Source organism: Microbacterium sp. MEJ108Y (assembly GCF_000834175.1).
Taxonomy (GTDB): domain Bacteria; phylum Actinomycetota; class Actinomycetes; order Actinomycetales; family Microbacteriaceae; genus Microbacterium; species Microbacterium forte.
Window position 1 is genome coordinate 15,196 of record NZ_JXQX01000023.1, and the last position, 25,546, is coordinate 40,741.

A 25,546-nucleotide genomic window follows, 5' to 3' on the forward strand; every position below is an offset into this window, starting at 1 on the left:
AAACAACCCATGCAGCGGGAACTCCGCATTCTGGTTCGGAAGGAATGACAATGAAGACATCAGTTGAGGTCAGAAGAGGTCGCAGAAGAATCGCCATGACGTTCATCGCACTGGCAGCTCCGCTGGTCGCACTGTTCGGGTTCGCGGCACCTGCCAGCGCCGCTCCGAGCTACTGCAGCCTCGGCAGGGCCTGCGTCTGGGACGATCCGGACTTCAACACGAACGGCAGCTACGCGGGCGTGCTGTGGTTCGAGTACTACGTCACGCCGATGTCGAACTACAACTACGCCGGCACCTCGGTGACGGCTGGCAACACGGCAGACTCCTGGTTCAACAACGGTCGGTACTCCGTCGCTTGCTTCTACGACACCGCCACCAACGGCTACGGCGGGTCCTCGGTCTGCCTCAACACGAACCAGGGCGACGGCAACATCGAGAACAGCGCCGGAATCGTCCAGGGACTTGCCTGGGACCCCAACGCCGCGAAGTTCATCTGAGCATCATGAGGCGACCCAGGCAGGTCATATTCGCTCGCCGGGCCGTCGGCAGCATCGTCGCGGCCGCCACCGTCGCGGTGGCGGCCGCGTGCGCGCCCGGAAGCGCGGATCAGCTCACAGAGGCGCTGGACACGCAGGGCAAGGACATCGCTCGATGGGCGCTCCCCCTGGATCCCTATCTGCTCTCAGATCTGCAGCTGACGAAGGCGGCATACGCCGAGGCGATCGTGATCAACGACTGCCTCGCTGACAAAGGCATCGATGATCCCGTTCCGTACGTGGACATCGACGCGGCGTACGGCTCCAACGTCACGGTGCGTAAATGGTTCGATCTGAAGATCGCTCAGACGTACGGATACCACGACCCTTCGCAGCAGCGCCCCGCCGGCCTCAAGGCGTGGGACGACTTCCAGCATCAGGCGTCGACGCCCTCCGAGGACGAGGCGTTCCTGGCGTGTCGAGACGACCCTGCCACCGACAGCCCTGGATACAGCAACACCCTGATGAACTTCACGTCGGGTCTGGCCGCAGCGGCGTACTCCGGAGCGAGCAAGGACCCCGCTGTTCTCGAGTCCGCGGCCGCATGGTACGACTGCATGGCCGATGTGGGCATCGAAGACCTCCCGCCGACGCCGATCGAGATGCCCACTGAGTCCGTTCGTCAGCGCCTGGGTCTGGGTGGGAGCATCGACGGCCCCATCACTGAGCCCACCGCCGAAGAGATCGACCTGGCGACCGCCGACGCCAAGTGCCGAGACTCCTCGCGCTTCACCGAATCGTTCTACGACGCTCTGTGGACCCGGGAGAGCTCGATGCTCGAAGACAACGAAGCGGCGCTCGTGGACGCCGGCGCAGAGATCGAGAAGATGACGACGAAGATCGACGAGATCATCGCGGAGTCACGAGCAGGATGACACGAGTCGGTCAGAGCCAATCCTCGCAGTATCTCGACAGCCCCGCGGGGCCAGCAGACCCTCCTCGTCGGCCAGGTGGCTACCCACCCGGCCGCCGCGCGATGCTGGGGATCGCTGGCGCGGTTGCCATTGTGGCTCTACTCGCTGGAGGGTGGGCAGTCGCGTCGGTGTTCCGTTCCCCCGGCCAGATCGCCAGTGACGCCGCAGCCCCTCCGCCCTCCGTGATCACAGCACCCGTGGAGCAAGGAGTCCTCGCCGAGACCCTGACGGTGCAGGGCGAGGTGCGCGCAGGCGATCAGACATCGGCCAGTCTGACTGCCGCTGGAGAGGGCGGTGTTGCAGTCGTGACCGACGCGCCTGTTGCGATTGGCTCCCAGGTCTCGCCCGGCCAAGTGGTCCTCGAGATCAACGCGCAGCCGGTCTTCGCGCTTCCTGGTGCGTTTCCGTTCTTCCGCGATCTGCGCACCGGCGACACCGGCCGCGACGTCGAGCAGCTGCAGCGCGCGTTGAACACCGCCGGCTACTCCACGACAGCAGATGGGATCTTCGGCCTGGAAACCGAGCGCTCGCTCACGAGTCTCTACGCCGACCATGGCTACGAGGTGCCGAAAGAAGTCGTGGCCGAGGACGGCTCGGCTGCGACGGAAGATGCCCCGGCGCCCACGCAAGAGCCCTCTACCCCCTCAAACCCCGCAGCCCAGCCGGCCCAGCCGGTCCCCGTAGCTCCGACCGTGCCGGAGATGCAAGCCGTCGCCACGTCGAGTTCGTTCGTGGTGACCTCAGTTCTGCCAGCTACTGTCGTTGCCGCACCAGGCGTCGGTTCGCTGCCGGATGATGCAGCGGTCGTCTTCGCCAAGGGATCTCCCATCGCCTCGGCTCTGGTGATCGCAGCCACCGCAGCCCAGCTCGAAGTCGGCTTCGAGGCGAAAGCGACGATTGCAGGGGCCGAGATCCCACTCGTCTTGCAGAACATCGGTGTGGCCGACGAGGAAGGTCTGGTCCCGATCACGTTCGTGACAGCCGAATCTGCCACCGTATCCATCGCGGACTCGTCCGTCGGAGAGAAGCCCGTTCTCGTGGTGACCCGCAGCGTGGTCGCGCAGGATGCACTCCTCGTTCCGAGCCGTGCTGTCGCCTCCCGCGGCTCGAGTCGGTACGTTCTGCGTCAAGAGGCGGAAAGTGATTTCCAGGAGGTCCCGGTGAAGGAGGTCGGCGAGCTGAACGGCATCAGCGCCATTGAGATCCTGAACGAAGAGCAGCTGAAGCCAGGCGATCTCGTGAGAGTCCAGTAGTGCCTGTACTCAGCCTCAGGGACATCACCAAGCGCTATGGCACGCGCTTGGCTTCAGTAGACGCGCTGCGCGGCGTCGACCTGGACATCCCGCAAGGCAGCTACATCGCCATCCAGGGTGAATCGGGCAGCGGGAAGTCGACCCTGCTCAACATCCTGGGGCTGCTCGATGCTCCGTCGATGGGAGACTACCTGATCGACCGACAGGACGTTGCCGCGCTGAAAGAACGCGCAGCATGCGCCCACCGCTCTGAGACGTTCGCGTTCGTCTTCCAGGCCTTCCACCTCCTCGACCGCCGATCAGTCGTCGAGAACGTGGAACTGTCGATGCACTATCGCGGTGTAGACCCCCGCAGGATGAGGACACGAGCCCTTGCGGCGCTCGATGACGTGGGAATCTCCGACCTAGCCGATGCGAAGCCGCGCCAGCTGTCCGGCGGACAACGTCAACGCGTGGCGATCGCCAGAGCGCTCGCGTCCGGGGCGCCCATCGTCGTGGCGGATGAGCCCACAGGCAACCTTGACTCGAGCACCACTGAAGCCGTCATGAGGAGCTTCGAGAACCTCCGTCATCATGGCGCGACACTGATCCTCGTGACCCACTCGGATCAGGTCGCCCAGCATGCTGACAGACAGATCCATGTCGTGGACGGCAAGGTTCAGGAGCTCACCGAAGACAGCGACACCGAGAGGCTTCCCCTCATCACGCCCCGCAGAGAACCGAAGACTCCGGGGAAGGCGTCCACCGTGCGGCCGGCGGCTGCAGTCAAAGACGCCGCGGCGAACATGCTGAGCCGCCCCGGGCGCGCCGCCGCGCTCATCGCAGCGATCGCGGTCGCTGCAGCCTTGTTCGTGGCGACTTTGGGACTCTCAGCCACAGCGCAGCAGCAGGTTTCCGAGAGCTTCGATGCCGTCAAAAGCCGCGACGTCACTGCGACGGTCTCCGGCGATGGCGTCTCAGCGACGATCGACACCGAGCTCCGGGATGCTGCCCGGTCCTTGGCGGACCTGAATGGCTCAGCTTCCGTCGCCATCCTCGAAGATCTCGGCACGGCGAGCGTGCGCGTCGGCAGCCCCCGCGATGCAGTGGACACATCCACATACGCGAGCTACGGAGACGTCAGAACCGCGCTACGCCTCGACATCGACTGGGCGAACGCACCAGTAGTGTCGCTCGATACGAACCAGGTGCTCGTCGGTGCCTATCTGGCCGAGGGCATCGGGATGGCGCCCGTTGATCTGGCTCCGACGATCGAGATCGCCGGCCGGACACTCGTCGTCGCAGGAATCATCACTGATTCTCCTCGCGCACCCGATCTGCTCGGCAAAGCCGTAATCGGAGGCAGAGAGAGCCCTGAGACCGTGAACCTTCCGATGGGCACGGTGACGGCGTATATCGTCACCGAACTGGGAGCCGCCGCGACCGTCGCGGAGGAGGCGCCGCTGGTGCTTGACCCGATTCGGCCGGAACGCGTCGATGTCGCATCTCCCCCGCCAGCGGACTCGCTGCGCGCGAACGTGGAAGCGAGCGTCGCGCTGAGTCTTGCGCTGCTGACGATCGTGACCGGACTGGCTGCTGCGGCCTCAGTGACGATCGCCACCCTGTCGGCCGTCGCTGAACGACGCAACGAGATCGGACTACGACGTGCGATCGGGGCACGCAAAAGCCACATCGCGACGATGCTGCTTCTCGAGTCCCTGCTGATCGGCCTGATCGGCAGTCTCGTCGGCATCGTCGCTGGGATGGCCGCTGTACTCGCCGTGACGATTGCCCAGAGATGGACACCGGTCTTCGACCCCGTCCTCGCCCTTGCCGCTCTCGGAACTGGAATCGCCATCGCCGCTCTCGGCGCAATCGCCGGAGCAGTTCGCGCCAACCGCATCGTTCCCGCAGACGCGCTGCGGTCGTGATCGCTGTCAGAAGAGCGGGGCGCTCTGCTGACAGCGGCGGGAACTCCCGCAACGGCGCGCCATGCGTTCAACGGTTCCGCTCAGCTGCCCGGGGACAGGCGAACGACGGCGGCGAGCTCGACGATCGCCGACCTCGCCGCCGCCCCGGAAGAACGCTACCGAGGATGAAACCGCTGCTCTCGCAGCGGAGGTCTGGTCCTTCCCGATGCAGCAGGTTCACGGCCAGTCGCGAAGCCCGAATGCGCTGGCGTTCAGCCTTCCCGGGGCGTGGAGAGACACACTCCGACGTACGTCAGACCATGCTCTTGGTGTGCCAGACCGTCTTGATCTCGGTGAAGGCTCCGATGCGCTCGGGCGATGCGATGACCGCGCCAGGTGCCAGCACTCGCTTGAGCGTCTCGGCCGCGGCGATCTGCATGTCGATCCACTCGAGGTCTCCAGCGCCTGCCAGATCGAGCGCGTTGACGTCCTGATGCGAGGCGAGCCACGGCGCCATCTCTGCCGGAGACCCGGTGAGCACGTTGACGACCCCTCCGGGCACATCGCTCGTGGCGAGCACCTCGGCGAGGCTGATGGCAGAGAGCGGGAACCGCTCGCTCGCGATCACGACGACCGCGTTGCCCGCCACCAGTGCGGGAGCGACGACCGACACGAGACCGAGCAGTGCGGAGTCCTGAGGCGCGACGATCGCGACCACACCGGTCGGCTCCGGCACCGAGATGTTGAAGTACGGCCCTGACACGGGGTTGGCGTTGCCCGCGACCTGCGAGTACTTGTCGCACCAGCCGGCGTACCAGACCCAGAGGTCGATCGCCTCATCGACCTGCGCAGCGGCAGCGGATGACGAGACGCCCTCCTGCGCAGCGATCTCGTCGATGAACTGCGCGCGGCGCCCTTCCAGCACCTCGGCGACCCGGTAGAGCACCTGACCGCGGTTGTACGCGGTCGCACCCGACCAGCCCTTGACCGCGGCCCGCGCCGCGACGACGGCATCCCGCGCATCCTTGCGAGAGCCCTTCGCCGCGTTCGCGAGGAACGCGCCCTTGGCGGAGAGCACCTCGTAGGTGCGGCCGGACTCGCTGCGGGGGAAAGCCCCGCCGATGGCGAGCTTGTAGGTCTTCGGAACGGTCAATCGCTTGCTCATGCGGATGCCCCCTTCAGGTATGCGGTGAGACCCTGGCGTCCGCCTTCGCGGCCGTATCCGGACTCCTTGTATCCGCCGAACGGGCTCGACGGGTCGAATCGGTTGAAGGTGTTCGCCCAGATGACGCCCGCCCGCAGGCGGTCGGCCACGGCGAGGATGCGGGATCCCTTGTCCGACCAGATGCCCGCGGACAGACCGTACGGGGTGTTGTTCGCCTTCGCGATCGCCTCCGCCGGAGTGCGGAACGTGAGCACCGAGAGAACGGGTCCGAACACCTCGTCACGGGCGATCCGGTGCGACGCCTCGACGCCGGTGAAGATCGTCGGGGCGAACCAGAACCCCTTGTCGGGGATCGCGCAATCAGCGGTCCAGCGCTCCGCTCCCTCGGCCTCGCCGATGTCGCTGAGCTCACGGATGCGCGCGAGCTGCGCCGCCGAGTTGATCGCGCCGATGTCGGTGTTCTTGTCGAGAGGGTCGCCGAGCCGCAGCGTCGACAGACGGTTCTTCAGTCGGTCAATGACCTCGTCGTGGATCGACTCCTGCACGAGCAGGCGGCTTCCGGCACAGCAGACGTGGCCCTGGTTGAAGAAGATGCCGTTGACGATGCCCTCGATGGCCTGATCGATCGGCGCGTCGTCGAACACGATGTTCGCCGCCTTGCCGCCCAGCTCGAGCGTGACCTTCTTGTCGGTTCCTGCGACGGCTCGGGCGATGTCGCGCCCGACTCCGGTCGAACCGGTGAACGCGACCTTGTCGACATCGGGGTGGCGCACGAGAGTCGCACCGGTCGCACCTGCGCCCGTCACGATGTTGACGACGCCGGCGGGAAGGTCGGCCTGCTGGAGGATCTCCGCGAAGATCAGCGCCGTCAGCGGCGTGGTCTCGGCGGGCTTGAGCACGATGGTGTTGCCGGCTGCCAGAGCGGGAGCGAGCTTCCACGCGAGCATCAGCAGCGGGAAGTTCCAGGGGATGATCTGCCCCGCGACGCCGAGCGCCCGGGGGTTCGCGCCGAGGCCCGCGTGGTCGAGCTTGTCGGCCCAGCCCGCGTAGTAGAAGAACCAGGATGCGACCAGGGGAACGTCGACGTCGCGACTCTCCTTGATCGGCTTGCCGTTGTCGAGGCTCTCGGCGACGGCGAGCTCGCGGGCGCGCTCCTGCACGAGGCGTGCGATGCGGAACAGGTACTTGCCCCGATCGCGACCGCTCATCTTCGACCAGGTCTTGTCGTAGGCACGACGCGCGGCGGCGACCGCACGGTCGATGTCCGCATCGTTCGCCGTGGCGATCTCGGCGATGCGGCTCTCATCGGCGGGAGAGATGGTCGTGAAGCTCGCTCCTGATCCGTCGACGAACTCGCCATCGATGAACAGGCCGTAGCTGTCCTTGAGGTTCAGGACCGCCTTCGACTCCGGGGCCGGAGCGTATTCCAGGAATGACATATGTGGGGCTCCTAGTCGATCGTGACGTAGTCGGGGCCGGAGTAGTGGCCGGTGGTGAGCTTCTGACGCTGCAGAAGCACGTCGTTCAGAAGGCTCGAGGCGCCGAAGCGGAAGAGGTGCGGCTGGAGCCACTCCTCGCCCACGGTCTCGGCGACCGTGACGAGATACTTCACCGCGTCCTTGGACGCGCGAATGCCGCCCGCGGGCTTCACGCCGATGCGCTCGCCCGTGCCGCGGTGCCAGTCGCGCACCGTCTCGAGCATGAGCAGCGTGGTCGGAAGCGTCGCCGCCGGCTGCACCTTGCCTGTGGACGTCTTGATGAAGTCGCCACCGGCGAGGATGCCGAGCCACGAGGCGCGCTTGATGTTGTCGTAGGTGTTGAGCTCGCCGGTCTCGAGGATCACCTTGAGCGAGGCATACGAGCCGTCCACGCGACGGCAGGCTTCCTTCACCTGAGCGATCTGGTCGTAGACGAGCCCGTATCGGCCCGAGAGGAAAGCTCCTCGGTCGATCACCATGTCGATCTCGTCCGCACCTGCCGCGACTGCCTCTGCGGTGTCGGCGAGCTTGATCGCCAGCGACGATCGACCGCTCGGGAAGGCTGTGGCGACGGCTGCGACCGAGATCAGTCCGTCATCGGGGTCACCGTGCAGCGCACCGAGCGCTTCGACCGCGTCGCCCACCATGTCGCCGTACACGCACACGGCGGCGACCTTCGGAGTCGACGGATCTGCGGCATCCGGGTTCTTGGCCTTGGCCACGAGGGACCGCACCTTGCCCGGGGTGTCCGAGCCTTCGAGGGTCGTGAGGTCGATCAGCTTGATGATCGTGTCGAGAGCCCAGGCCTTCGAGGTGGTCTTGATCGACCGCGTGCCGAGCCCGGCAGCGCGCTGCTCCAGGCCGACGGCGTCGACACCGGGCAGTTCGTGCAGGAACCGGCGGAGCGTGGCGTCATCCGGCTCACCGCCGAGAACGTCCACCGCCGTCCTGCGGCTGAGTTCTTGGGTCGTCATCGTTCCTCCAACAATGCTCGTGCTGTGGTCTCATCTGTCACCAGAACGCTGCACAGGCCGCTGGTGACGACTGTGCGCGCGATGTCATGTTTCGCGTCACCGGCGGTGACGAAGATCGAGCGCTTCGCTGCGCGCAGGCGCCCGAGGTCGACTCCGACCGTACGGGCGTCGAGCTGCGGGTCGACGATGTTGCCGTCGGCGTCGATGTAGCGCCCCAGGACATCGCCCACGGCACCTCGACGCGCGAGCTCCTCGACATCGGATGCCGACAGGTAGCCGTTCTCGACGTGCGCGGAAGACGCATCGCACGGGCCCGCGGTGAACAGGAACGCCTGCGCTTCGGCTGCCTCGACGAGAACGGCCGCGACGGTGCGGTCCGCTTCGATCGCCTGCTTGGTCTCGACGCGCTCGAGGATCGCCGGGCTCGGCAGGAGGGACACGTGTCCGGATGCCCGTTGGGCGATCGTGACGGCGAGGCCCGCGGCTCCACCGGAGCGCCGGTTGAGGCTCACTCCCCCGTTGAGCTGCACGACCGTCACGCCTGTCGCCCAGCCGTCCGGCAGCGATTCGGCCACGGCACGCAGAGTGCGCCCCCAGCTGACGCCGAGAGTGCGCGGCACAGGCCGCATCGCGGTGAGGTAGTCGGCTGCGGCCTGAGCGACGCGCTCGAGTGTTCCGTCATCGCCGTCCGGAGAGGGAACGACCACCGCGGCCGCGAGTCCGTGACGTTCGACGAGCTGGCGTTCGAGTCCGAGCCGGCGCGCACGCGGGTGCACGATCTCGATCCGGACGATGCCACGCTCCCGGGCCTGAGTGAGAAGCCGTCCCACCTTCCAGCGGGAGAGCTTGAGGAGGGCGCCGATCTCGTCCTGTGTCTTGTCCTCGTCGTAGTACAGCTCGGCGACGCGGACCATGATCAGTTCCTCTTCCATGGCATCCTCCTTCCTCCCCCAGCTTACGACGGCATCACCGTTCGCGCACCCGTCTGCTCATATGAGCACTATCGCAGCGATCGTCGCACATTCGCCGGAGACGACGAAAGGACGCCGACCCCGAGGGGTCGACGTCCTTCTCGATGCCGGATGCCTACATGCGCTTGCGCGAAGTGAGCACCTGGTCGACGATGCCGTAGTCCAGCGCCTCGGCGGCGGACAGGATCTTGTCGCGATCGATGTCGCGGTTGACCTGCTCGACGGACTTGCCGGTGTGGCGAGCCATCGTCTCTTCGAGCCAGGTACGCATGCGGAGGATCTCCGCAGCCTGGATCTCGATGTCGGATGCCTGGCCGTGTCCGGCCTCGCCCATCGCCGGCTGGTGCATGAGCACGCGGGCGTTGGGCAGGGCGAGACGCTTGCCCGGGTGCCCGCCTGCGAGCAGAACCGAGGCGGCCGAAGCGGCCTGACCGAGCACCACTGTCTGGATCTGCGGCGCGACATACTGCATCGTGTCGTAGATGGCCGTCATCGCGGTGAAGGAACCACCGGGCGAGTTGATGTACATCGTGATGTCACGCTCGGAGTCCTGGCTCTCGAGAACGAGAAGCTGGGCCATCACGTCGTCAGCCGACGCGTCGTCGACCTGCACGCCGAGGAAGATCACGCGATCTTCGAACAGCTTGTTGTAGGGGTCCTGGCGCTTGAAGCCGTAAGCCGTGCGCTCCTCGAACTGAGGGAGCACGTAGCGGCTGGAGGGCAGGTCGCCGGCAGAGCGGAAGGTGGGTGCGTACATGGGAGTCCTTTCGCTTTCCGTTACTTGATGTCCTGGTCGGTTCCGCCGCCACCGACGACGTCGGTGGCCGAGTCGCGGATGTGGTCGACGAATCCGTATTCGAGCGCCTCATCGGCGGTGAACCAGCGGTCGCGGTCACCGTCTTCGTTGATCTGCTCAACCGACTTGCCGGTCTGTGCCGCCGTGATCTCGGCGAGGCGGTTCTTCATCGAGGTGATGAGCTGCGCCTGCGTCTGGATGTCGCTCGACGTGCCGCCGAAGCCACCGTGCGGCTGGTGCAGCAGCACGCGGGCATTCGGCGTGATGTACCGCTTGCCCTTCGTTCCTGCCGTCAGCAGCAGCTGACCCATCGATGCGGCCATGCCGATTCCGACGGTGACGATGTCGTTCGGGACGAACTGCATCGTGTCGTAGATCGCCATGCCCGCGGTGATCGATCCGCCGGGCGAGTTGATGTAGAGGTAGATGTCCTTCTCGGAGTCCTCTGCGGCGAGAAGGAGGATCTTCGCGCAGATCTCGTTCGCATTGTCGTCGCGCACCTCCGATCCCAGCCAGATGATGCGGTCCTTCAACAGTCGGTCGAAGACGCTCGTAGCGAGGAGGGGTTCTGCAGCCATGTCAGCTCCTGATTCCGTGTTTCAGTGATTCGAATCTACCGGCGACAACGCAGCGCTCAGGCCGTGTTCGCCGTCGGCATATCAGGCGTCGAGTTCCGCGATCTCGTGTGCGTACGCGGTCATCGAGCGGTGGTAGCGCGGGAGGTGCGGCACGAGTGCCAGCAGCGCCACCGAAAGTCCCTGCGCCGGCTTTCCCGAACTCGCCAGGATCAGCGCATGCACTGTCGCCACGGCATCCCGGTAGGGCCCGTCGGCAGACCGCTCCTGCTCCGCGAGGATCACGGCGAGAGCGTCGTCGTACGCGCCGAGGTTGCGCAGAGAGCTCGCGAGCTGGATGACGCACTGCGGGCGATGCTCGTCGTCGAGCCCGAGAGCGAGAGCACGCCTGTAGAGCTCCACGGCCTCGGCGGGACGCCCAGCGGAGTCCCTCGCGCCCGCACGTTCGAACTGCGCTCGCGCGTCGTCGAGGCCGCGTTCGGCGGCCAGCGCGTCGATCCGCGCGATCGTCTCCTCGCCGACTTCTTCACCCGATGCGTCGTCCCACACCTCATCGATGCGTTCGTCCCAGGTCTTCATCATGTCCTCGCTCTCGGGGTGTCGTCTTCCATGAGAAAGGGGCGGATGCCGCAGCATCCGCCCCTCTCATCGAGATCGTGTTCGATCACTCAGCCTTGTCGGCCGCCTTCTTGGCCGGAGCCTTCTTGGCGGCGGGCTTCTTCGCAGCCGGCTTCTCAGCGGCCTCTGCGTCGTCGGCCTTCTTCGCGGGAGCCTTCTTCGCAGCGGGCTTCTTCGCAGCCGGCTTCTCAGCGGCGTCGGCGTCGTCTGCCTTCTTCGCAGCGGCCTTCTTCGCAGGAGCCTTCTTGGCCGGCTTCTCGTCAGCAGCGGCGTCGGCCTCAGCCTCGGCCTCGTCGTCGGTCACGACGAAGTCAGACAGGTCGACAGGCTTGCCGTTGGTGTCGACGACCTTGACCTTGCCGAGCGCGATGGCGAGGGCCTTGTTGCGGGCGACCTCACCGACGAGCGCGGGAAGCTGGTTGGACGACTGCAGAGCCTCGACGAACTCCTGCGGAGCCATGCCGTACTGCGATGCGGACTGGATGAGGTACTGCGAGAGCTCCTCCTGCGAGACCTGCACGTCGGCCTGCTCGGCGATCGTGTCGAGCAGCACCTGCGTGCGGAACTGCTTCTCGCTGGCCTCGGTCACCTCGGCGCGGTGCACGTCGTCTTCGAGGCGGTTCTCGCCCTCGAGGTGGTTGTGCACCTCGTCCTCGATGAGCTTCGGCGGCACCGGGATGTCGATCTGCTCGAGGAGCGTCTCGACGAGCTTGTCGCGCGCTGCGGAGCCCTGCGCGAACACGCCCTGCTGCGAGACCCGCTCGGCGAGGCTCGCACGGAGCTCGGCGATCGTGTCGAACTCGCTGGCGATCTGCGCGAAGTCGTCGTCGGCCTCGGGAAGCTCGCGCTCCTTGACAGCCTTCACGGTCACGGCGACCTCGGCCTCGGAGCCGGCGTGGTCGCCGCCGACGAGCGCAGAGCGGAACGTGGTGTCCTCACCCGCGGTGAGCGACTCGATCGCGTCGTCGATGCCCTCGAGCAGCTCGCCCGAGCCGACCTCGTAGGACACACCCTCTGCGCGGTCGATCTCGGCGCCGTCGATCGTCGCGACGAGGTCCAGCTCGACGAAGTCACCCTTCGCTGCCGGGCGGTCGACGGGAACGAGCGTGCCGAAACGGGCGCGCAAGTTCTCGAGCTCGGCGTCGAGCGCCGCGTCGTCAGCCTCGACGGCGTCGACGGTGACCGTGATGCCGTCGTACGACGGAAGCTCGATCTCGGGACGGACGTCCACCTCGATGTCGACGAGCAGGTCGCCCGAGAAGTCCTTCTCGTTGGGCCACTGCGTGATGTCGGCGGCCGGACGCCCGACGACGCGGAGCTTGTGCTCGACGGTCGCGTCGCGGAAGAACTTGTCGAGGCCCTCGTTGACCGCGTGCTCGATGACCGCACCGCGTCCGATGCGCTGATCGATGATCGGAGCGGGGACCTTGCCCTTGCGGAAGCCGGGGATCTGCACGTCCTGAGCGATGTGCTCATACGCGTGCGCGATGCTGGGCTTGAGGTCGTCGGGGGTGACCGTGATGCTGAGCTTGACCCGGGTCGGGGTCAGCTTCTCGACGGTGCTGTTCGCCATTCTGGTGTGCTCTCCTTGTGATTTCCGCGCTGAATCGCGGCTGTCAGGCCGTTGAAGCCATGTCGGGGCGACAGGAGTTGAACCTGCGACCTCCCGCTCCCAAAGCGGGCGCTCTACCAAACTGAGCTACGCCCCGGGGAATCCGCTTGCAGATTCAGCCCCACCGAGTCTAACGGACACGAGCACCCGCATGAGTCCGCTATGATCGATGAGTCGGCACAGTCCTCCCGGACCTCGCCGACATCGGGGCTGTAGCTTAGTGGTAAAGCCTCTGTCTTCCAAACAGATGATGCGAGTTCGATTCTCGTCAGCCCCTCATTCCACGAAGGCCCCCGCGATCAGCGGGGGCCTTCGTTCTTCCCCGGGATTTCTCCTCTCAGGCGGCGCACTCATTAGAGTCGTGGTACGCCGGTTCCCCACGGAGGTCTCCACAGAATGCCTGCTCCCGTCGATGTGGCCTCCTCCGCGATCGGAGGCCACGCGCTCCCTGCGCGCTTCGCCAGCGTGCCGGAAGCGGCACCGAGAAGGCGCAGGCGACGCCCCACGCTGATCCTGGGCGCGGTCGCGGCGACGGTCGCCGCAGTGACGGTGGGGCTTCTCCAGATCACCGCCAGCCTCGGCTACGACGAGGCTCGCACCGAGTTCGACGCCAGCCTGGCCACGACCGCGAGCACAGGAGAGGCACTTCAGCAGGAGCTCGACGCGCTCGCGTCGACCCTCGGCGTCGCCGACCTGCTCGTGCAGACCGACTCCGGCGTGCTCGTCGCTCCAGCGGCCCGCGAAACACTGTCGACGGCCGCGACCGATGCCCGCGAGGTCGTGACTCCCGCGGAGGATCTTCTCGACCACGACCTGCCGACCGCAGATGAGAAACCCGGCATCTTCTGGCAGCTCTTCGCGGCGTCCGGCGAACTGGCCGCGCAGACGCGCGATCTCGACGATCTGGCAGCCGACCTCGACAGCATGATGCCCCCGCTGACCACCGCCGGCACGTCCGTGACCGAGGCCGGCGCGGCCGTCCTCCATTCTGCGGCCGATTCCGCACCGGCATTCGAGTCCGCGCATCTCTCGGCGAAGAACGATGCAGTGATCGCACTGCGCGACGCGGCATCGCGAGCATCCGGCACAGAACGCCTCGACGCGTCAGCCGTCGAGACACTCGTGTCACTGCAGGATGCAGCGGCGCAGGTCGTTGCGACCGAACAGGCCGAGCTCGCCGAGAAGGCCGGGCCCCTGCAGACCGCACGGACGGAGATCGAGGCTTTCGCTCGCTCACTCGCGCCCGGGGTGCTGCTCGAGTTCGACTGGAATCAGATCGTCAACAACGCCGGCTACAACGGCAGCATGGGAGGCCTCACCACCTGGTGGTGGGACGACCCCGATCGCGCGGCCATCGAACTGTCGAACTCGGTCGCGGAGCAGTGGCCTGCCGACCGCAGCAAAGCGCTCGTCGCCCACGAGGTCGGCCATGCGATCAGCGTGAAGTGCGAGGACATGTACGACTCGTCGACCCAGGACAGCATCGAGAAGTGGGCCACCGCCTGGGCGATCAGCATGGGCTTCACCGACGACGCCAACGGCGTCTGGGCCTACGGGTACCCGCCCCAGTCCTACATCGACGCCGCGTATGGATGCCGGTGAGCACGCCCGCTCGATACGAGAGAAGCCGCCGCGATCGGATCGCGGCGGCTTCTGTCATGAGTTCAGATCGAGGTCACTGACCTCGACGCTCACGGAGCTGGGTGAGCGCGTCTTCGAGAAGCTGGACGGCTTCTGCGTCGGTGCGACGCTCCTTCACATACGCGAGGTGGGTCTTGTACGGCTCCGGTTTCGCGAGTGCGGGCGGGTTCGCCTTGTCTCGTCCGGCCGGCAGACCTGACTGGGGGTGGTCGATCGTCTCGGGGATCTCCTCTTCCGGGAGTCCCGCGGCGAAGTAGCGGACCGTCTCGTTGCCGAGGCCGTCCCAGTACGAGACCGCGATGCGGTCGGCGTGGTAGCCGTGGTCCTGCTCGCCCATGGGGCCGGAACCGACACGGGTTCCTCGGATCGCATTGCCGCCGGTAGCCATCAGATCACCTCGAACTTCGTGATGAGACCGAGCGCCACGATCGCCACGAACCACGCCAGGGCGAGGACCACGGTGAAGCGGTTGAGATTGCGCTCAGCGAGACCCGACGAGCCGACAGCCGACGTCATTCCGCCACCGAACATGTCGGAGAGGCCGCCACCGCGACCCTTGTGGAGGAGGATGAGGAGAGTCAGCAGGACGCTGGTTATGCCCAGCACCACCTGCAGGACGAACTCGAGAATTTCCACGAGGAAGAGCCTTTCGCTGGGGCAGGATTGCCCCGGTAACGGTCAAGTATACGGTGCGGCGGGGCCGGAGCCCCGCCACACTCACACGCCTACGTGCTTCTCGAAGCGGATGATCGCAGCGAACTCGTCGACCACGAGGCTCGCGCCTCCGACCAGTGCGCCGTCGACATCGGGCTCACGCATGAAGCTGGCGATGTTGGCCGCCTTGACCGATCCGCCGTACAGGATCCGGGTGCGCGCGGCAGCGTCGTCACCGAGGACCTTGGCGATCACCGCGCGCAGCGCGGCACAGACATCCTGTGCCTGCTGCGGCGTGGCCGCCTGTCCGGAGCCGATGGCCCAGACGGGCTCGTACGCCACAACGATGTCGGCATCCTTCGAGAGCCCCTGGAGAGCGACCTCGAGCTGACCGGCCGGAACCGCGCTCGCGCCGAACTTCTCCAGGTCTTCGGCCGTCTCGCCGACGCAGATGACCGGCGAGAGGCCGTGCTTGAGCGCTGCCTTCGTCTTGGCCGCCACGACGTCGTCCGACTCCGCGTGGTATTCCCGGCGCTCGGAGTGACCGATGATGACGTACTTCGCGTCGAGCTTCGCCAGGAACGCTCCCGACACCTCACCGGTGTACGCACCGGAGTCGTGTGCCGAGAGGTCCTGCGCACCCAGCGCGAACGGGATCTTGTCTGCGTCGATCAGCGTCTGCACGCTGCGGATGTCGGTGAAGGGCGGGAAAACCGCGACCTCGACCGATCCGTCCTCGTGCTTGGCATCCTTGAGAGTCCAGTGCAGCTTCTGCACGAACGCGACCGCCTGCAGGTGGTCGAGGTTCATCTTCCAGTTTCCCGCGATCAGCGGGGTACGGGCCCTGTTCGGCGTAGCCGACGATCGGGAATTGTTTTCTAGGCCCATCCGAGCACCTCCAGGCCGGGTAGTTTCTTGCCCTCGAGGAACTCGAGGCTGGCGCCGCCGCCGGTCGAGATGTGACCGAACTGGTCGTCGGCGAAGCCGAGCTGACGCACGGCCGCGGCCGAGTCACCGCCGCCGACGACGCTGAGGCCGTCTACCTCGGTGAGCGCCTGCGCGACGGTCTTGGTGCCGCCGGCGAACGCCGGGAACTCGAACACGCCCATCGGACCGTTCCAGAACACCGTCTTCGATTCGCGGATGACCTCCGCGAATCGCGCCGCAGTCTCGGGACCGATGTCCAGGCCGATTCCGGCAGCGCCGAACGCCGTGTCCTCGATCGCGTCCGCAGCCGTCACCTCGTGGTCGGCATCCGCCGAGAACGAGGAGGCGACGACCACGTCGGTCGGGAGCACGAGCTCCACGCCGCGCTTCTCGGCCTCGGCGATGTAGCCGCGCACCGTCTCGAGCTGATCCTCTTCGAGGAGGCTGGAGGCCACGGCGTGGCCCTGCGCCTTCAGGAAGGTGAACAGCATGCCGCCGCCGACGAGGATGCGATCCACGCGAGGCAGCAGGTGCGAGATGACGCCGAGCTTGTCGCTCACCTTCGACCCGCCGAGCACGACCGCGTACGGGCGCTCGGGGTTCTCGGTGAGACGGTCGAGCACGTCGAGCTCTGTCGCGATCAGCAGACCGGCAGCGGAGGGCAGCAGCTCGGCGAGGTCGTAGACGCTCGCCTGCTTGCGATGCACGACACCGAATCCATCGGAGACGAGCACGTCACCGAGCTCTGCGAGCTGAGCCGCGAAGGCGCCGCGCTCGGCATCGTCCTTCGAGGTCTCCCCCGGGTTGAACCGCAGGTTCTCGATGACGACGATGTCGCCGTCCTCGAGCGAGGCCACGGCCTCCTGGGCCGACTCGCCGACGGTGTCGCGTGCGAACGCCACCGGCTTGCCGAGCAGCTCGGACAGTCGCTGGGCGACCGGCGCGAGGCTGTACTGCGGGTCGGGCGCACCGTCGGGGCGTCCGAGGTGCGAGCACACGATGACGCGGGCGCCCGCGTTGATCAGTGCGTTGAGGGTAGGCAACGAGGCGCGGACACGGCCATCGTCCGTGATGATCCCGTCCCGGAGGGGGACGTTGAGATCACAACGGACGATGACGCGCTTGCCCTCGAGCGAACCCAGTGAATCCAGGGTGCGCAGAGTCATGGGAGGTGTCTCAGAGACGCTCGGCCACGTACTCGGTCAGGTCGACGAGACGATTGGAGTAGCCCCACTCGTTGTCGTACCAGCTGGAGACCTTGACCAGGTTGCCGCTGACGTTGGTCAGGGTCGCGTCGAAGATCGACGAGTGCGGGTTGTGCACGATGTCGCTCGAGACGATCTGGTCTTCGTTGTACTGCAGGAAGCCGGCGAGGCGACCGTCGGCAGCAGCCTTCTTGTAGGCCTCGTTGACCTCCTCGACCGTGAGGTTCTCGCGGTCGGTGATCAGCGTCAGGTCGACGATCGAGCCGGTGGGAACCGGAACGCGGTACGACGAGCCGCTCAGCTTGCCCTGGAGCTCGGGCAGAACCTCGCCGATCGCCTTGGCTGCACCGGTGGAGGCCGGGGTGATGTTGATCGCAGCGGCGCGTGCACGACGCAGGTCGCTGTGCGGGCCGTCCTGCAGGTTCTGATCTGCGGTGTAGGCGTGAGCGGTCATCATGAAGCCGCGGTCGATGCCGAACGCGTCGTTGAAGACCTGGGCCAGCGGCGCGAGGCAGTTGGTCGTGCAGGAGGCGTTGGAGATGATGTGATCCGTCTCCGGGTTGTACGTGTCCTCGTTCACGCCCATGACGAAGGTGCCGTCGACACCGGTGCCGGGAGCTGAGATGAGCACCTTCTTGGCGCCCGCATCGATGTGCTTCTTGGCAGCCTCGGCCTTGGTGAAGAAGCCGGTCGACTCGATGACGATGTCGACGCCCAGCTCACCCCACGGAAGGTTGGCGGGATCGCGCTCTGCGAACGCCTTGATCGCCTTGCCGTTGACCGTGATGCTCTCGTCGTCGAAGCTGATGTCAGCGTCGAGGACGCCGCCCACAGAGTCGTACTTCAGAAGGTGGGCAAGGGTCTTGTTGTCGGTGAGGTCGTTGACCGCGACGATCTCGATGTCCGCTCCCTGCGCGAGAGCCGCGCGGAAGTAGTTGCGTCCGATGCGGCCGAAGCCGTTGATACCGATCTTGACAGACACTCAGGTCTCCCTGTTTCTCGTGCGCTGTGCGCAGCAAAAGTGCTTACGCGATGCGCGGGGGTTTTTGGCTGAGATGGCGTCCCGACGAGACTGGGCCCGTCGGGACGCGACCCGATTACGACAGTACCAGCAGGCCGTTCGTCTTCTCGCGGGCGACCTCGAAGCGCTGAGCGACGTTCTCCCAGTTGGCGATGTTCCACGCGGCCTTGACGTAGTCGGCCTTGACGTTGAGGTAGTCGAGGTAGAAGGCGTGCTCCCACATGTCGAGCTGGAACAGCGGCACGGTGCCCTGCGCCGTGTTCGACTGCTGGTCGAACAGCTGCTGGATGATCAGACGCTGGCCGATCGAGTCCCAGCTGAGCACCGACCAGCCGGAGCCCTGGATTCCGAGGGCGTTCGCGGTGAAGTGCGCCTGGAACTTCTCGAACGAGCCGAAGAACTCGTCGATGGCTGCCTTGAGCTCGCCCTCGGGCTGTCCGCCGCCGGTCGGCGAGAGGTTGGTCCAGAAGATCGAGTGGTTGACGTGACCGCCGAGGTTGAACGCGAGGTCCTTCTCGAGCTTGTTCACGTTGGCGAGGTTGCCGCTGTCACGGGCCTCGGCGAGCTGCTCGAGGGCGGTGTTCGCGCCGGCGACGTAGGTCGCGTGGTGCTTGTCATGGTGCAGCTCCATGATCTTGCCGCTGATGTGCGGCTCGAGGGCTGCGAAGTCGTAGGGAAGGTCGGGGAGCGTGTAGGTCGCCATGTCGCTTTCATCCAATCCGCGCCGCGCCGCGGCGCTTGCCGATCCTCTGCGCCGCCGAGGTGCGGCGTAGAGCGGACTTAACTCATCCTAGTGACGACAACGTGTCGCCGACCCTGATCCTTCCCCCATATGACGAAGCGAGGCGACCCCTTGACAGGGATCGCCTCGCTGATGTCGATGGACGGGCTCAGACGTCGAGTCCGGCGGGCACGGCGGCCTCGGTGCCCGGGATGCCCTCCTGCTGCGCACGCTTGTCGGCCATGGCCAGAAGACGGCGGATGCGGCCGGCGACGGCATCCTTCGTCATCGGCGGGTCGGCGTGGTGGCCCAGCTCGTCGAGGCTCGCGTCTCGGTGCGCGAGGCGCAGCTCACCGGCGACCTTGAGGTGGTCGGGCACCTCGTCGGCGAGGATCTCGAGAGCGCGCTCCACACGGGCGCAGGCGGCGACAGCGGCCTGCGCGGAACGACGCAGGTTGGCGTCATCGAAGTTCACGAGACGGTTCACACCCGCGCGCACCTCCCGGCGCTGGCGCATCTCCTCCCAGGCGACCGCGGTCTTCTGCGCACCCATCTCGCTGAGGATCGTGCGGATGGCCTCGCCCTCGCGGACGACGACGCGGGGCATGCCGCGCACCTCGCGTGCCTTCGCAGCCACTCCGAGGCGGTGCGCGGCGCCGACGAGCGCCATGGCAGCCTCAGACGACGGGCAGGCGACCTCGAGCATGGCAGAGCGGCCTGGTTCACTCAGGGTTCCTGCGGCGAGGAACGCTCCGCGCCACAGACCGGCGACCTCTGCGCGGGAGCCCGTGGTGAGACGGTTGGGAAGTCCGCGGACCGGGCGACGGCGCTGGTCGAGCAGACCGGTCTGGCGTGCGAGGGTCTCCCCCGACGCGATCACCCTCACTGCCCACCGCGCTCCGTCGTTGGCCGTGCTCGACTGCACCTGGGCGATCTCGGGCCGAACACCGTAGATCTCCGCGAGGTCGCGCGCGACACGCTGCGCGAGGATCTCGGCATCCACCTCCGCCTCGACGGCGACCCGCCCGGCGATGGAGTGCAGTCCGCCGGCGAACCGGAGGATAGAGGTGACCTCCGCGACACGCACCGTCGGGGGTGCATTACGGATGCTGACAAGCTCAGCCTTGACGTCGGTGGTTAGTGCCACGACACTCCTCTACGCTCACGCGCCGGATCGCGGCGCAAACCTCCAGCCTACTCTGACGGAGGCTCCTGCTATTCCCTGCCGAGGTCCCGATGACGCACGTTGACGGCCACTCCGGGCACGGACGTGAGCCGACGAGCAAGCTCCTCCACCATGGCGACCGAGCGGTGCTTGCCGCCCGTGCAGCCGATAGCGATCGTCGAGTGGCTCTTGTTCTCGCGCTGATACCCCTCGAGCACCGGGGTCAGCGCTGACGTGTAGGAATCGAGGAACTCTGCGGCGCCTTCACGGGAGAGCACGTAGTTCTTCACCGCTTCGTCTTGACCCGTCAGGCCGCGGAGCTCTTCGTTCCAGAAGGGATTGGGCAGGAAGCGCATGTCCGCGACGATGTCGACATCGGTCGGAAGACCGTACTTGAACCCGAAGCTCATGAGCGTCACACGGTGCCGCGCTGCACCCTCTTCGGAGAACAGGTCGGACACCTGCGTGGCGAGCTGATGGATGTTGAGCGCTGAGGTGTCGACCACGAGGTCGGCCGACTCGCGGATCGGCGCGAGGCGGAGGCGCTCGATGCGAATGCCGTCGAGCAGGGTGCCGTCGCCCTGGAGCGGATGCGGCCTGCGGACGGCCTCGAATCGACGCACGAGGACGTCGTCGGACGCATCCAGGAACAGCACGCGCACCGAACCGCGCGATCGCAACGCCCGCGCCACGCCGGGAAAATCGTCGAAAAGGTTGCGTCCTCGGACATCCACCACGGCGGCGACCTTGGGCAAGGCGTTGCCACCCATGTCGGTGAGGTCCAGCAATGGACGGAGAATCTGCGGCGGCAGGTTGTCCACGACATACCAGCCGAGGTCCTCGAGTGCGTTCGCGACCGTCGTGCGTCCAGCGCCCGACATGCCCGTGACGATGAGGAACTCGCCTTTGTCCCCGTCAGTCATGGTTACTCCTTCTCCCCCGCTCCCCCAGCCTAGCGAGAAGAGAGATGCGTATGGATGTTCTCGGCGAGCACAGGCCCGATCCCCTGCACCTCCTGGATCGCCTCGGGCGGTGCAGACCGCAGTGCGGTGACGGATCCGAAGTGCTTGAGTAGGACCTTTATCCGCGCCGCACCGAGGCCGGGAACCTCGGCGAGGATCGACGTGATGTCGTTCCTGCGTCGTTTGCGCTGGTGCGTGATCGCGAATCGGTGTGCTTCGTCCCTCAGTCGCTGGAGCAGGTAGAGCGACTCACTGGTGCGAGGCAGGATCACCGGGAAGTCATCCCCGGGGAGCCAGATCTCCTCGAGCCTCTTGGCGATGCCGCACACGGCGATCTCGGTGTGACCGGCGTCTCGGAGTGCCCGCGCGGCCGCCTCGACCTGCGGCTGCCCGCCATCGACGAGCAGCAGCTGCGGCGGATAGGCGAAGCGGGGCTTGCGCTTGACCTCGACGACGACCTCGTCGAGGTCGTCCTCCGACTCTCCAGGGACCCCCACGGCTGCGGCGGGCACTTCGGCTTCCTCGGGACGATCGAGGTAGGCGAGACGACGTCGCAGCACCTGGTACATCGAGTCGGTGTCGTCCGTGGTCTCGGCGATGTTGAACGAACGATACTGATCTTTTCGCGGCAGCCCGTCTTCGAAGACCACCATCGACGCCACCACGTTCGTGCCGCCGAGGTGCGAGATGTCGAAGCACTCGATGCGCAACGGCGCCTCCGACATCCCCAGCGCCTCCTGAAGATCTGTGAGAGCCTGCGTGCGCGCGATGTAGTCGCTCGTGCGACGGGTCTTGTAGCGGATCAACGCCTGCTGCGCGTTGAGTGTCGCGGTGCGCATGAGGTCGGCGCGCTGACCGCGCTGGGCGACGGCGATCTCGACCTTCTTGCCTCGCCGCTCGCGCAGCCACACCTCGAGCTCCGCCGCGTCGTCCGGCAGCGTCGGCACGATGATTCGCCGCGGCACGTCCTGGGCATCCCCGTACGCGCGCTGCAGCACCTGGTCGACCAGGTCGGCCGTCGAGATGTCGATCTCCTTCTCGATCGTCATCGCGCGGACGCCTCGGACGCGTCCGCCGCGGATCACGAAGTGCTGCACCGCTGCGGCGAGCTCGTCCTCCGCGATTCCGAACAGGTCGGCATCCTCGTCGGTCGCGAGGACCAGCGCGCTCTTGCCCAGCACCGCATCGATCGCCGTGAGCTTGTCGCGGAATCTGGCGGCGGCCTCGTAGTCCATCGCAGCGGAGGCGGCCAGCATCCTCTTCGTCAGCTCTCGGGTGAAGCGCTCGTCGCCTCCGGCCATGAATGCGACGAAGTCGTCGACCATCGCACGGTGCTCCTCGATGGTGACCGTCATCGAGCACGGCCCGCCGCACTTGCCGATCTGCCCCGGAAAGCACGGACGCCCTGTCTGCATCGCGCGCTTGTAGCTGGAGTCGCTGCAGGTGCGGATCGGGAACGCCTTGACCATCAGGTCGATCGTCTCGTGAACCGCCCAGACCTTCGGATAGGGACCGAAGTAGCGCGCACCGGGGATCTTGCGGTTGCGGGTGACGATCACTCGCGGCGCCTCATCGCCCAGCGTCACGGCCATGAACGGGTAGGACTTGTCGTCCTTGTAGCGGACGTTGAAGGGCGGATCGAACTCCTTGATCCACATGTACTCGAGCTGCAACGAGTCCACGTCGGTCGAGACGACCGTCCATTCGACGGAGGACGCCGTGGTGACCATCCGTCTGGTGCGCTCGTGGAGCGTGCGCAACGGCGCGAAGTAGTTCGACAGACGTTGACGCAGGTTCTTCGCCTTGCCGACATAGAGCACGCGTCCATCGGCGTCGCGGAATCGGTACACGCCGGGGTTGGTGGGGATCTCACCAGCCCGCGGCTTGTACGGCAGGACGTCGGCCATCAGCTGGCCTTCCGCGCAGAACGCCCCTCACCCAGGATCTCGGCGAGGAACTGGCCCGTGTGACTGTCCTCGACTCGCGCGATCTGCTCGGGGGTGCCCGTCGCCAGGATCTCACCACCACCGGAACCGCCCTCCGGTCCGAGGTCGATCACCCAGTCGGCGGACTTGATCACATCGAGGTTGTGCTCGATGACGATCACCGTGTTGCCCTTGTCGACGAGCCCGTTCAGCACCTCGAGGAGCTTGCGCACGTCTTCGAAGTGCAACCCCGTGGTCGGCTCGTCGAGCACATAGATGCTGCGGCCGTTGCTGCGACGCTGGAGCTCGGTGGCGAGCTTGACGCGCTGCGCCTCGCCGCCCGACAGTGTCGTCGCCGACTGACCGAGACGCACGTAGCCGAGACCCACGTCGACGAGGGTCTTCATGTAACGGTGGATCGCCTGGATGGGCTCGAAGAACTCCGCCGCCTCGGCGATCGGCATCTCGAGGACCTCGGCGATGTTCTTGCCCTTGTAGTGCACCGACAGCGTGTCGCGGTTGTAGCGCTTGCCGTGGCAGACCTCGCAGTCGACGTAGACGTCCGGCAGGAAGTTCATCTCGATCTTGATCGTGCCGTCGCCCGAGCACGCCTCGCAGCGGCCGCCCTTGACGTTGAAGCTGAAGCGCCCCGGCTGGTAGCCGCGGACCTTCGCCTCCGGCGTCTCGCTGAAGAGCGAGCGGATGCGATCGAAGACGCCGGTGTAGGTGGCCGGGTTCGAGCGCGGCGTGCGGCCGATCGGCGCCTGGTCGACGTGCACGACCTTGTCGAGGTTGTCGAGTCCCGAGACTCGGGTGTGCTTTCCGGGAACCGTGCGGGCGCCGTTGAGCCGCGAGGCGAGCACCTGGTAGAGGATGTCGTTGACGAGCGACGACTTGCCCGATCCCGACACTCCGGTGACCGCCGTCAGAACACCCAGCGGGAAGTTCACGCTGACGTTCTTCAGGTTGTTCTCGCGAGCACCGACGACGCTGAGCATCCGCTTCTTGTCGAGCTTGCGGCGCTTCGCAGGGGTCGGGATCTCGCGACGACCGGAGAGATACTGTCCCGTCATCGAGTCCGGCTCGTTCAGGAGTGCCTCGTACGAACCGGAATGCACCACCTCACCGCCGTTCACTCCCGCGCCCGGCCCGATGTCGACGACCCAGTCAGCCGACTCGATGGTCTCTTCGTCGTGCTCGACGACGATGAGCGTGTTGCCGAGGTCACGGAGCTTCAGAAGGGTGTCGATCAGTCGACGGTTGTCGCGCTGGTGCAGACCGATCGACGGCTCGTCGAGCACGTAGAGCACACCGGTGAGGCCCGACCCGATCTGTGTCGCGAGGCGGATGCGCTGTGCTTCGCCGCCCGAGAGCGATCCGGCCGAGCGGCTGAGGTTGAGATACGAGAGCCCGACCTGCAGCAGGAAGTCGAGTCGCAAGCGGATCTCACGCAGCACCTGCGCCGCGATCTGCGCCTCGCGGTCGGTGAGAGTGAGGGTCTCCATGAACGAGCGCGCATCGGCGAGGCTCAGGTGCGACACCTCGGCGATCGAGTGACCGTGCACCTGCACCGCGAGCACCTCGGGCTTGAGACGGTTGCCGTCGCACACGGGGCACGGCACCTCGCGGAGGTACTCGCCCCAGCGCGAGCGCTGCGTGTCGGACTCGGCCTGCGCGTACTGCCGCTCGATGTAGGGGACGACACCCTCGAAGCCGGACGCGTAACGCATCTCGCGCCCGTACCGGTTCTTGAACTTGACCGTGACCTTGTAGTTGTCTCCGCGGAGGATCGCGTCCTGCACGTCGACCCTGAGGTCCTGCCACGGGGTGTCGAGCGAGAAGTTGAGGTCGTCGGCCAGGCCCTCGAGCAGGCGCTCGTAGTACTGGAAGAGGCCCTTGCCCTGGGTGGTCCAGGGGATGATCGCGCCCTCGCGGATGGAGAGCTCCTCGTCACCGAGCATCAGGTCGATGTCCACCGACATGCGGGTGCCGAGCCCCGAGCAGGCGGGGCATGCGCCGAACGGCGCGTTGAAGGAGAAGGTGCGCGGCTCGATCTCGGTGAGGGACAGCGCGTGCCCGTTCGGGCACGCGAGCTTCTCGGAGAACGACTGCCAGGCGTCGTCGCCCTCTTCGTCGACGAAGTTCACCTGCACGACGCCGCCGGCGAGTCCGAGTGCGGTCTCGACCGAGTCGGTGACACGACCGAGGATGTCGTCGGCCGCGACCAGACGATCGACGACCACGGCGATGTCGTGCTTGTAGCTCTTCTTCAGCGTGGGCGGCTCGGCGAGCTGGATCAGGTCTCCGTCGACGATCGCGCGGGAGTATCCCTTGGCGCCCAGCTCGCGGAACAGATCGACGAACTCGCCCTTCTTCTGAGAGACGATGGGCGCGACGATCTGGTAGCGCGTCCGCTCGGGCAGCTCCATCAGCTGGTCGGCGATCTGCTGCACGGTCTGTCGCTGGATGCGCTCACCGCACTCGGGGCAGTGCGGAATGCCGATGCGCGCCCAGAGCAGACGCATGTAGTCGTAGATCTCGGTG

23 protein-coding genes and 2 tRNA genes are annotated in these 25,546 nt (G+C 66.4%); 6 read left to right on the forward strand and 19 right to left on the reverse strand.

Annotated elements, in window-relative coordinates; genetic code table 11:
• Window positions 1-95: 95 nt before the first annotated feature.
• The 4 genes from RU09_RS11720 (at window position 96) to RU09_RS11735 (ending at window position 4,613) form a co-directional block, all read left to right on the forward strand.
• Complete coding sequence (locus RU09_RS11720; RefSeq protein ID WP_042540768.1) at window positions 96-497, forward strand: hypothetical protein; 402 nt, start codon at window positions 96-98, stop codon at window positions 495-497.
• Window positions 498-502: 5 nt separating this feature from the next.
• On the forward strand, window positions 503-1,411 hold the full coding sequence (locus RU09_RS11725) for a hypothetical protein (protein WP_042540769.1): 909 nt from the start codon (window positions 503-505) through the stop codon (window positions 1,409-1,411).
• 221 nt (window positions 1,412-1,632) lie between these two features.
• Window positions 1,633-2,703, forward strand: a complete 1,071-nt coding sequence (locus RU09_RS18085) for a peptidoglycan-binding domain-containing protein (protein ID WP_197066030.1) — start codon at window positions 1,633-1,635, stop codon at window positions 2,701-2,703.
• Window positions 2,703-4,613: an ABC transporter ATP-binding protein/permease gene (locus RU09_RS11735; RefSeq protein ID WP_042540770.1), complete on the forward strand. Its 1,911-nt coding sequence runs from the start codon at window positions 2,703-2,705 to the stop codon at window positions 4,611-4,613. The genes RU09_RS18085 and RU09_RS11735 overlap by 1 nt, the downstream gene beginning before the upstream one ends.
• A gap of 292 nt (window positions 4,614-4,905) precedes the next feature.
• On the opposite strand, the gene RU09_RS11740 is transcribed toward RU09_RS11735, so the two are convergent.
• From RU09_RS11740 to RU09_RS11780, 9 genes are all read right to left on the reverse strand, one after another.
• Window positions 4,906-5,757: an aldehyde dehydrogenase family protein gene (locus RU09_RS11740; protein WP_042540771.1), complete on the reverse strand. Its 852-nt coding sequence runs from the start codon at window positions 5,755-5,757 to the stop codon at window positions 4,906-4,908.
• A complete protein-coding gene (locus RU09_RS11745) occupies window positions 5,754-7,196 on the reverse strand; it encodes an aldehyde dehydrogenase family protein (protein ID WP_042540772.1) in 1,443 nt (480 codons plus the stop codon). Before RU09_RS11745 ends, RU09_RS11740 begins: the two co-directional genes overlap by 4 nt.
• A gap of 11 nt (window positions 7,197-7,207) precedes the next feature.
• Window positions 7,208-8,209 carry a deoxyribose-phosphate aldolase gene (gene deoC / locus RU09_RS11750; RefSeq protein ID WP_082041112.1) on the reverse strand — a complete coding sequence of 334 codons (1,002 nt, stop codon included), beginning with the start codon at window positions 8,207-8,209 and terminating at the stop codon, window positions 7,208-7,210.
• Complete coding sequence (locus RU09_RS11755) at window positions 8,206-9,141, reverse strand: sugar-binding transcriptional regulator (RefSeq protein WP_042540773.1); 936 nt, start codon at window positions 9,139-9,141, stop codon at window positions 8,206-8,208. Before RU09_RS11755 ends, deoC begins: the two co-directional genes overlap by 4 nt.
• A 154-nt stretch (window positions 9,142-9,295) precedes the next feature.
• The gene (locus RU09_RS11760; protein ID WP_042540774.1) at window positions 9,296-9,937 is read right to left on the reverse strand and encodes an ATP-dependent Clp protease proteolytic subunit; all 642 of its coding nucleotides are present in this window, start codon (window positions 9,935-9,937) and stop codon (window positions 9,296-9,298) included.
• Window positions 9,938-9,957: 20 nt separating this feature from the next.
• Window positions 9,958-10,554 (reverse strand): ATP-dependent Clp protease proteolytic subunit, encoded by a 597-nt coding sequence (locus tag RU09_RS11765; protein ID WP_042540775.1) that lies wholly within the window; start codon window positions 10,552-10,554, stop codon window positions 9,958-9,960.
• 81 nt (window positions 10,555-10,635) lie between these two features.
• Complete coding sequence (locus RU09_RS11770; RefSeq protein ID WP_331452301.1) at window positions 10,636-11,133, reverse strand: tetratricopeptide repeat protein; 498 nt, start codon at window positions 11,131-11,133, stop codon at window positions 10,636-10,638.
• A gap of 82 nt (window positions 11,134-11,215) precedes the next feature.
• Window positions 11,216-12,742, reverse strand: a complete 1,527-nt coding sequence (gene tig / locus RU09_RS11775; RefSeq protein ID WP_042540776.1) for a trigger factor — start codon at window positions 12,740-12,742, stop codon at window positions 11,216-11,218.
• 62 nt (window positions 12,743-12,804) lie between these two features.
• Window positions 12,805-12,878 (reverse strand) — tRNA-Pro (locus tag RU09_RS11780).
• A gap of 109 nt (window positions 12,879-12,987) precedes the next feature.
• Here RU09_RS11780 and RU09_RS11785 point away from each other — a divergent pair.
• Window positions 12,988-13,058 (forward strand) — tRNA-Gly (locus RU09_RS11785).
• A 119-nt stretch (window positions 13,059-13,177) separates the two neighbouring features.
• Window positions 13,178-14,383, forward strand: coding sequence for a hypothetical protein (locus RU09_RS11790; protein WP_042540777.1), 1,206 nt, complete (start codon window positions 13,178-13,180; stop codon window positions 14,381-14,383).
• A 73-nt stretch (window positions 14,384-14,456) separates the two neighbouring features.
• On the opposite strand, the gene RU09_RS11795 is transcribed toward RU09_RS11790, so the two are convergent.
• The 10 genes from RU09_RS11795 to uvrA form a co-directional block, all read right to left on the reverse strand.
• Window positions 14,457-14,810, reverse strand: coding sequence for an RNA polymerase-binding protein RbpA (locus RU09_RS11795; protein WP_042540778.1), 354 nt, complete (start codon window positions 14,808-14,810; stop codon window positions 14,457-14,459).
• Complete coding sequence (gene secG / locus RU09_RS11800) at window positions 14,810-15,058, reverse strand: preprotein translocase subunit SecG (protein ID WP_042540779.1); 249 nt, start codon at window positions 15,056-15,058, stop codon at window positions 14,810-14,812. Before secG ends, RU09_RS11795 begins: the two co-directional genes overlap by 1 nt.
• Window positions 15,059-15,139: 81 nt before the next feature.
• Window positions 15,140-15,964, reverse strand: coding sequence for a triose-phosphate isomerase (gene tpiA, locus RU09_RS11805; protein WP_042540780.1), 825 nt, complete (start codon window positions 15,962-15,964; stop codon window positions 15,140-15,142).
• Window positions 15,955-17,169, reverse strand: coding sequence for a phosphoglycerate kinase (locus RU09_RS11810; protein ID WP_042540781.1), 1,215 nt, complete (start codon window positions 17,167-17,169; stop codon window positions 15,955-15,957). Before RU09_RS11810 ends, tpiA begins: the two co-directional genes overlap by 10 nt.
• Window positions 17,170-17,179: 10 nt before the next feature.
• Window positions 17,180-18,190 carry a type I glyceraldehyde-3-phosphate dehydrogenase gene (gene gap / locus RU09_RS11815; protein WP_042540782.1) on the reverse strand — a complete coding sequence of 337 codons (1,011 nt, stop codon included), beginning with the start codon at window positions 18,188-18,190 and terminating at the stop codon, window positions 17,180-17,182.
• A 115-nt stretch (window positions 18,191-18,305) separates the two neighbouring features.
• A complete protein-coding gene (locus RU09_RS11820) occupies window positions 18,306-18,932 on the reverse strand; it encodes a superoxide dismutase (RefSeq protein WP_042540783.1) in 627 nt (208 codons plus the stop codon).
• Between the two features lie 187 nt (window positions 18,933-19,119).
• Window positions 19,120-20,097, reverse strand: coding sequence for a DNA-binding protein WhiA (gene whiA, locus RU09_RS11825; RefSeq protein WP_042540784.1), 978 nt, complete (start codon window positions 20,095-20,097; stop codon window positions 19,120-19,122).
• Window positions 20,098-20,165: 68 nt separating this feature from the next.
• Entirely contained in the window at window positions 20,166-21,038 is an 873-nt protein-coding gene (rapZ, locus tag RU09_RS11830) for an RNase adapter RapZ (RefSeq protein WP_042540785.1), read from the reverse strand.
• Window positions 21,039-21,067: 29 nt separating this feature from the next.
• Entirely contained in the window at window positions 21,068-22,984 is a 1,917-nt protein-coding gene (gene uvrC / locus RU09_RS11835) for an excinuclease ABC subunit UvrC (protein WP_042540786.1), read from the reverse strand.
• Window positions 22,984-25,546: excinuclease ABC subunit UvrA (gene uvrA, locus RU09_RS11840; RefSeq protein WP_042540787.1), on the reverse strand; the 2,563-nt coding region annotated here is incomplete at its 5' end. The genes uvrA and uvrC, both read right to left, overlap by 1 nt.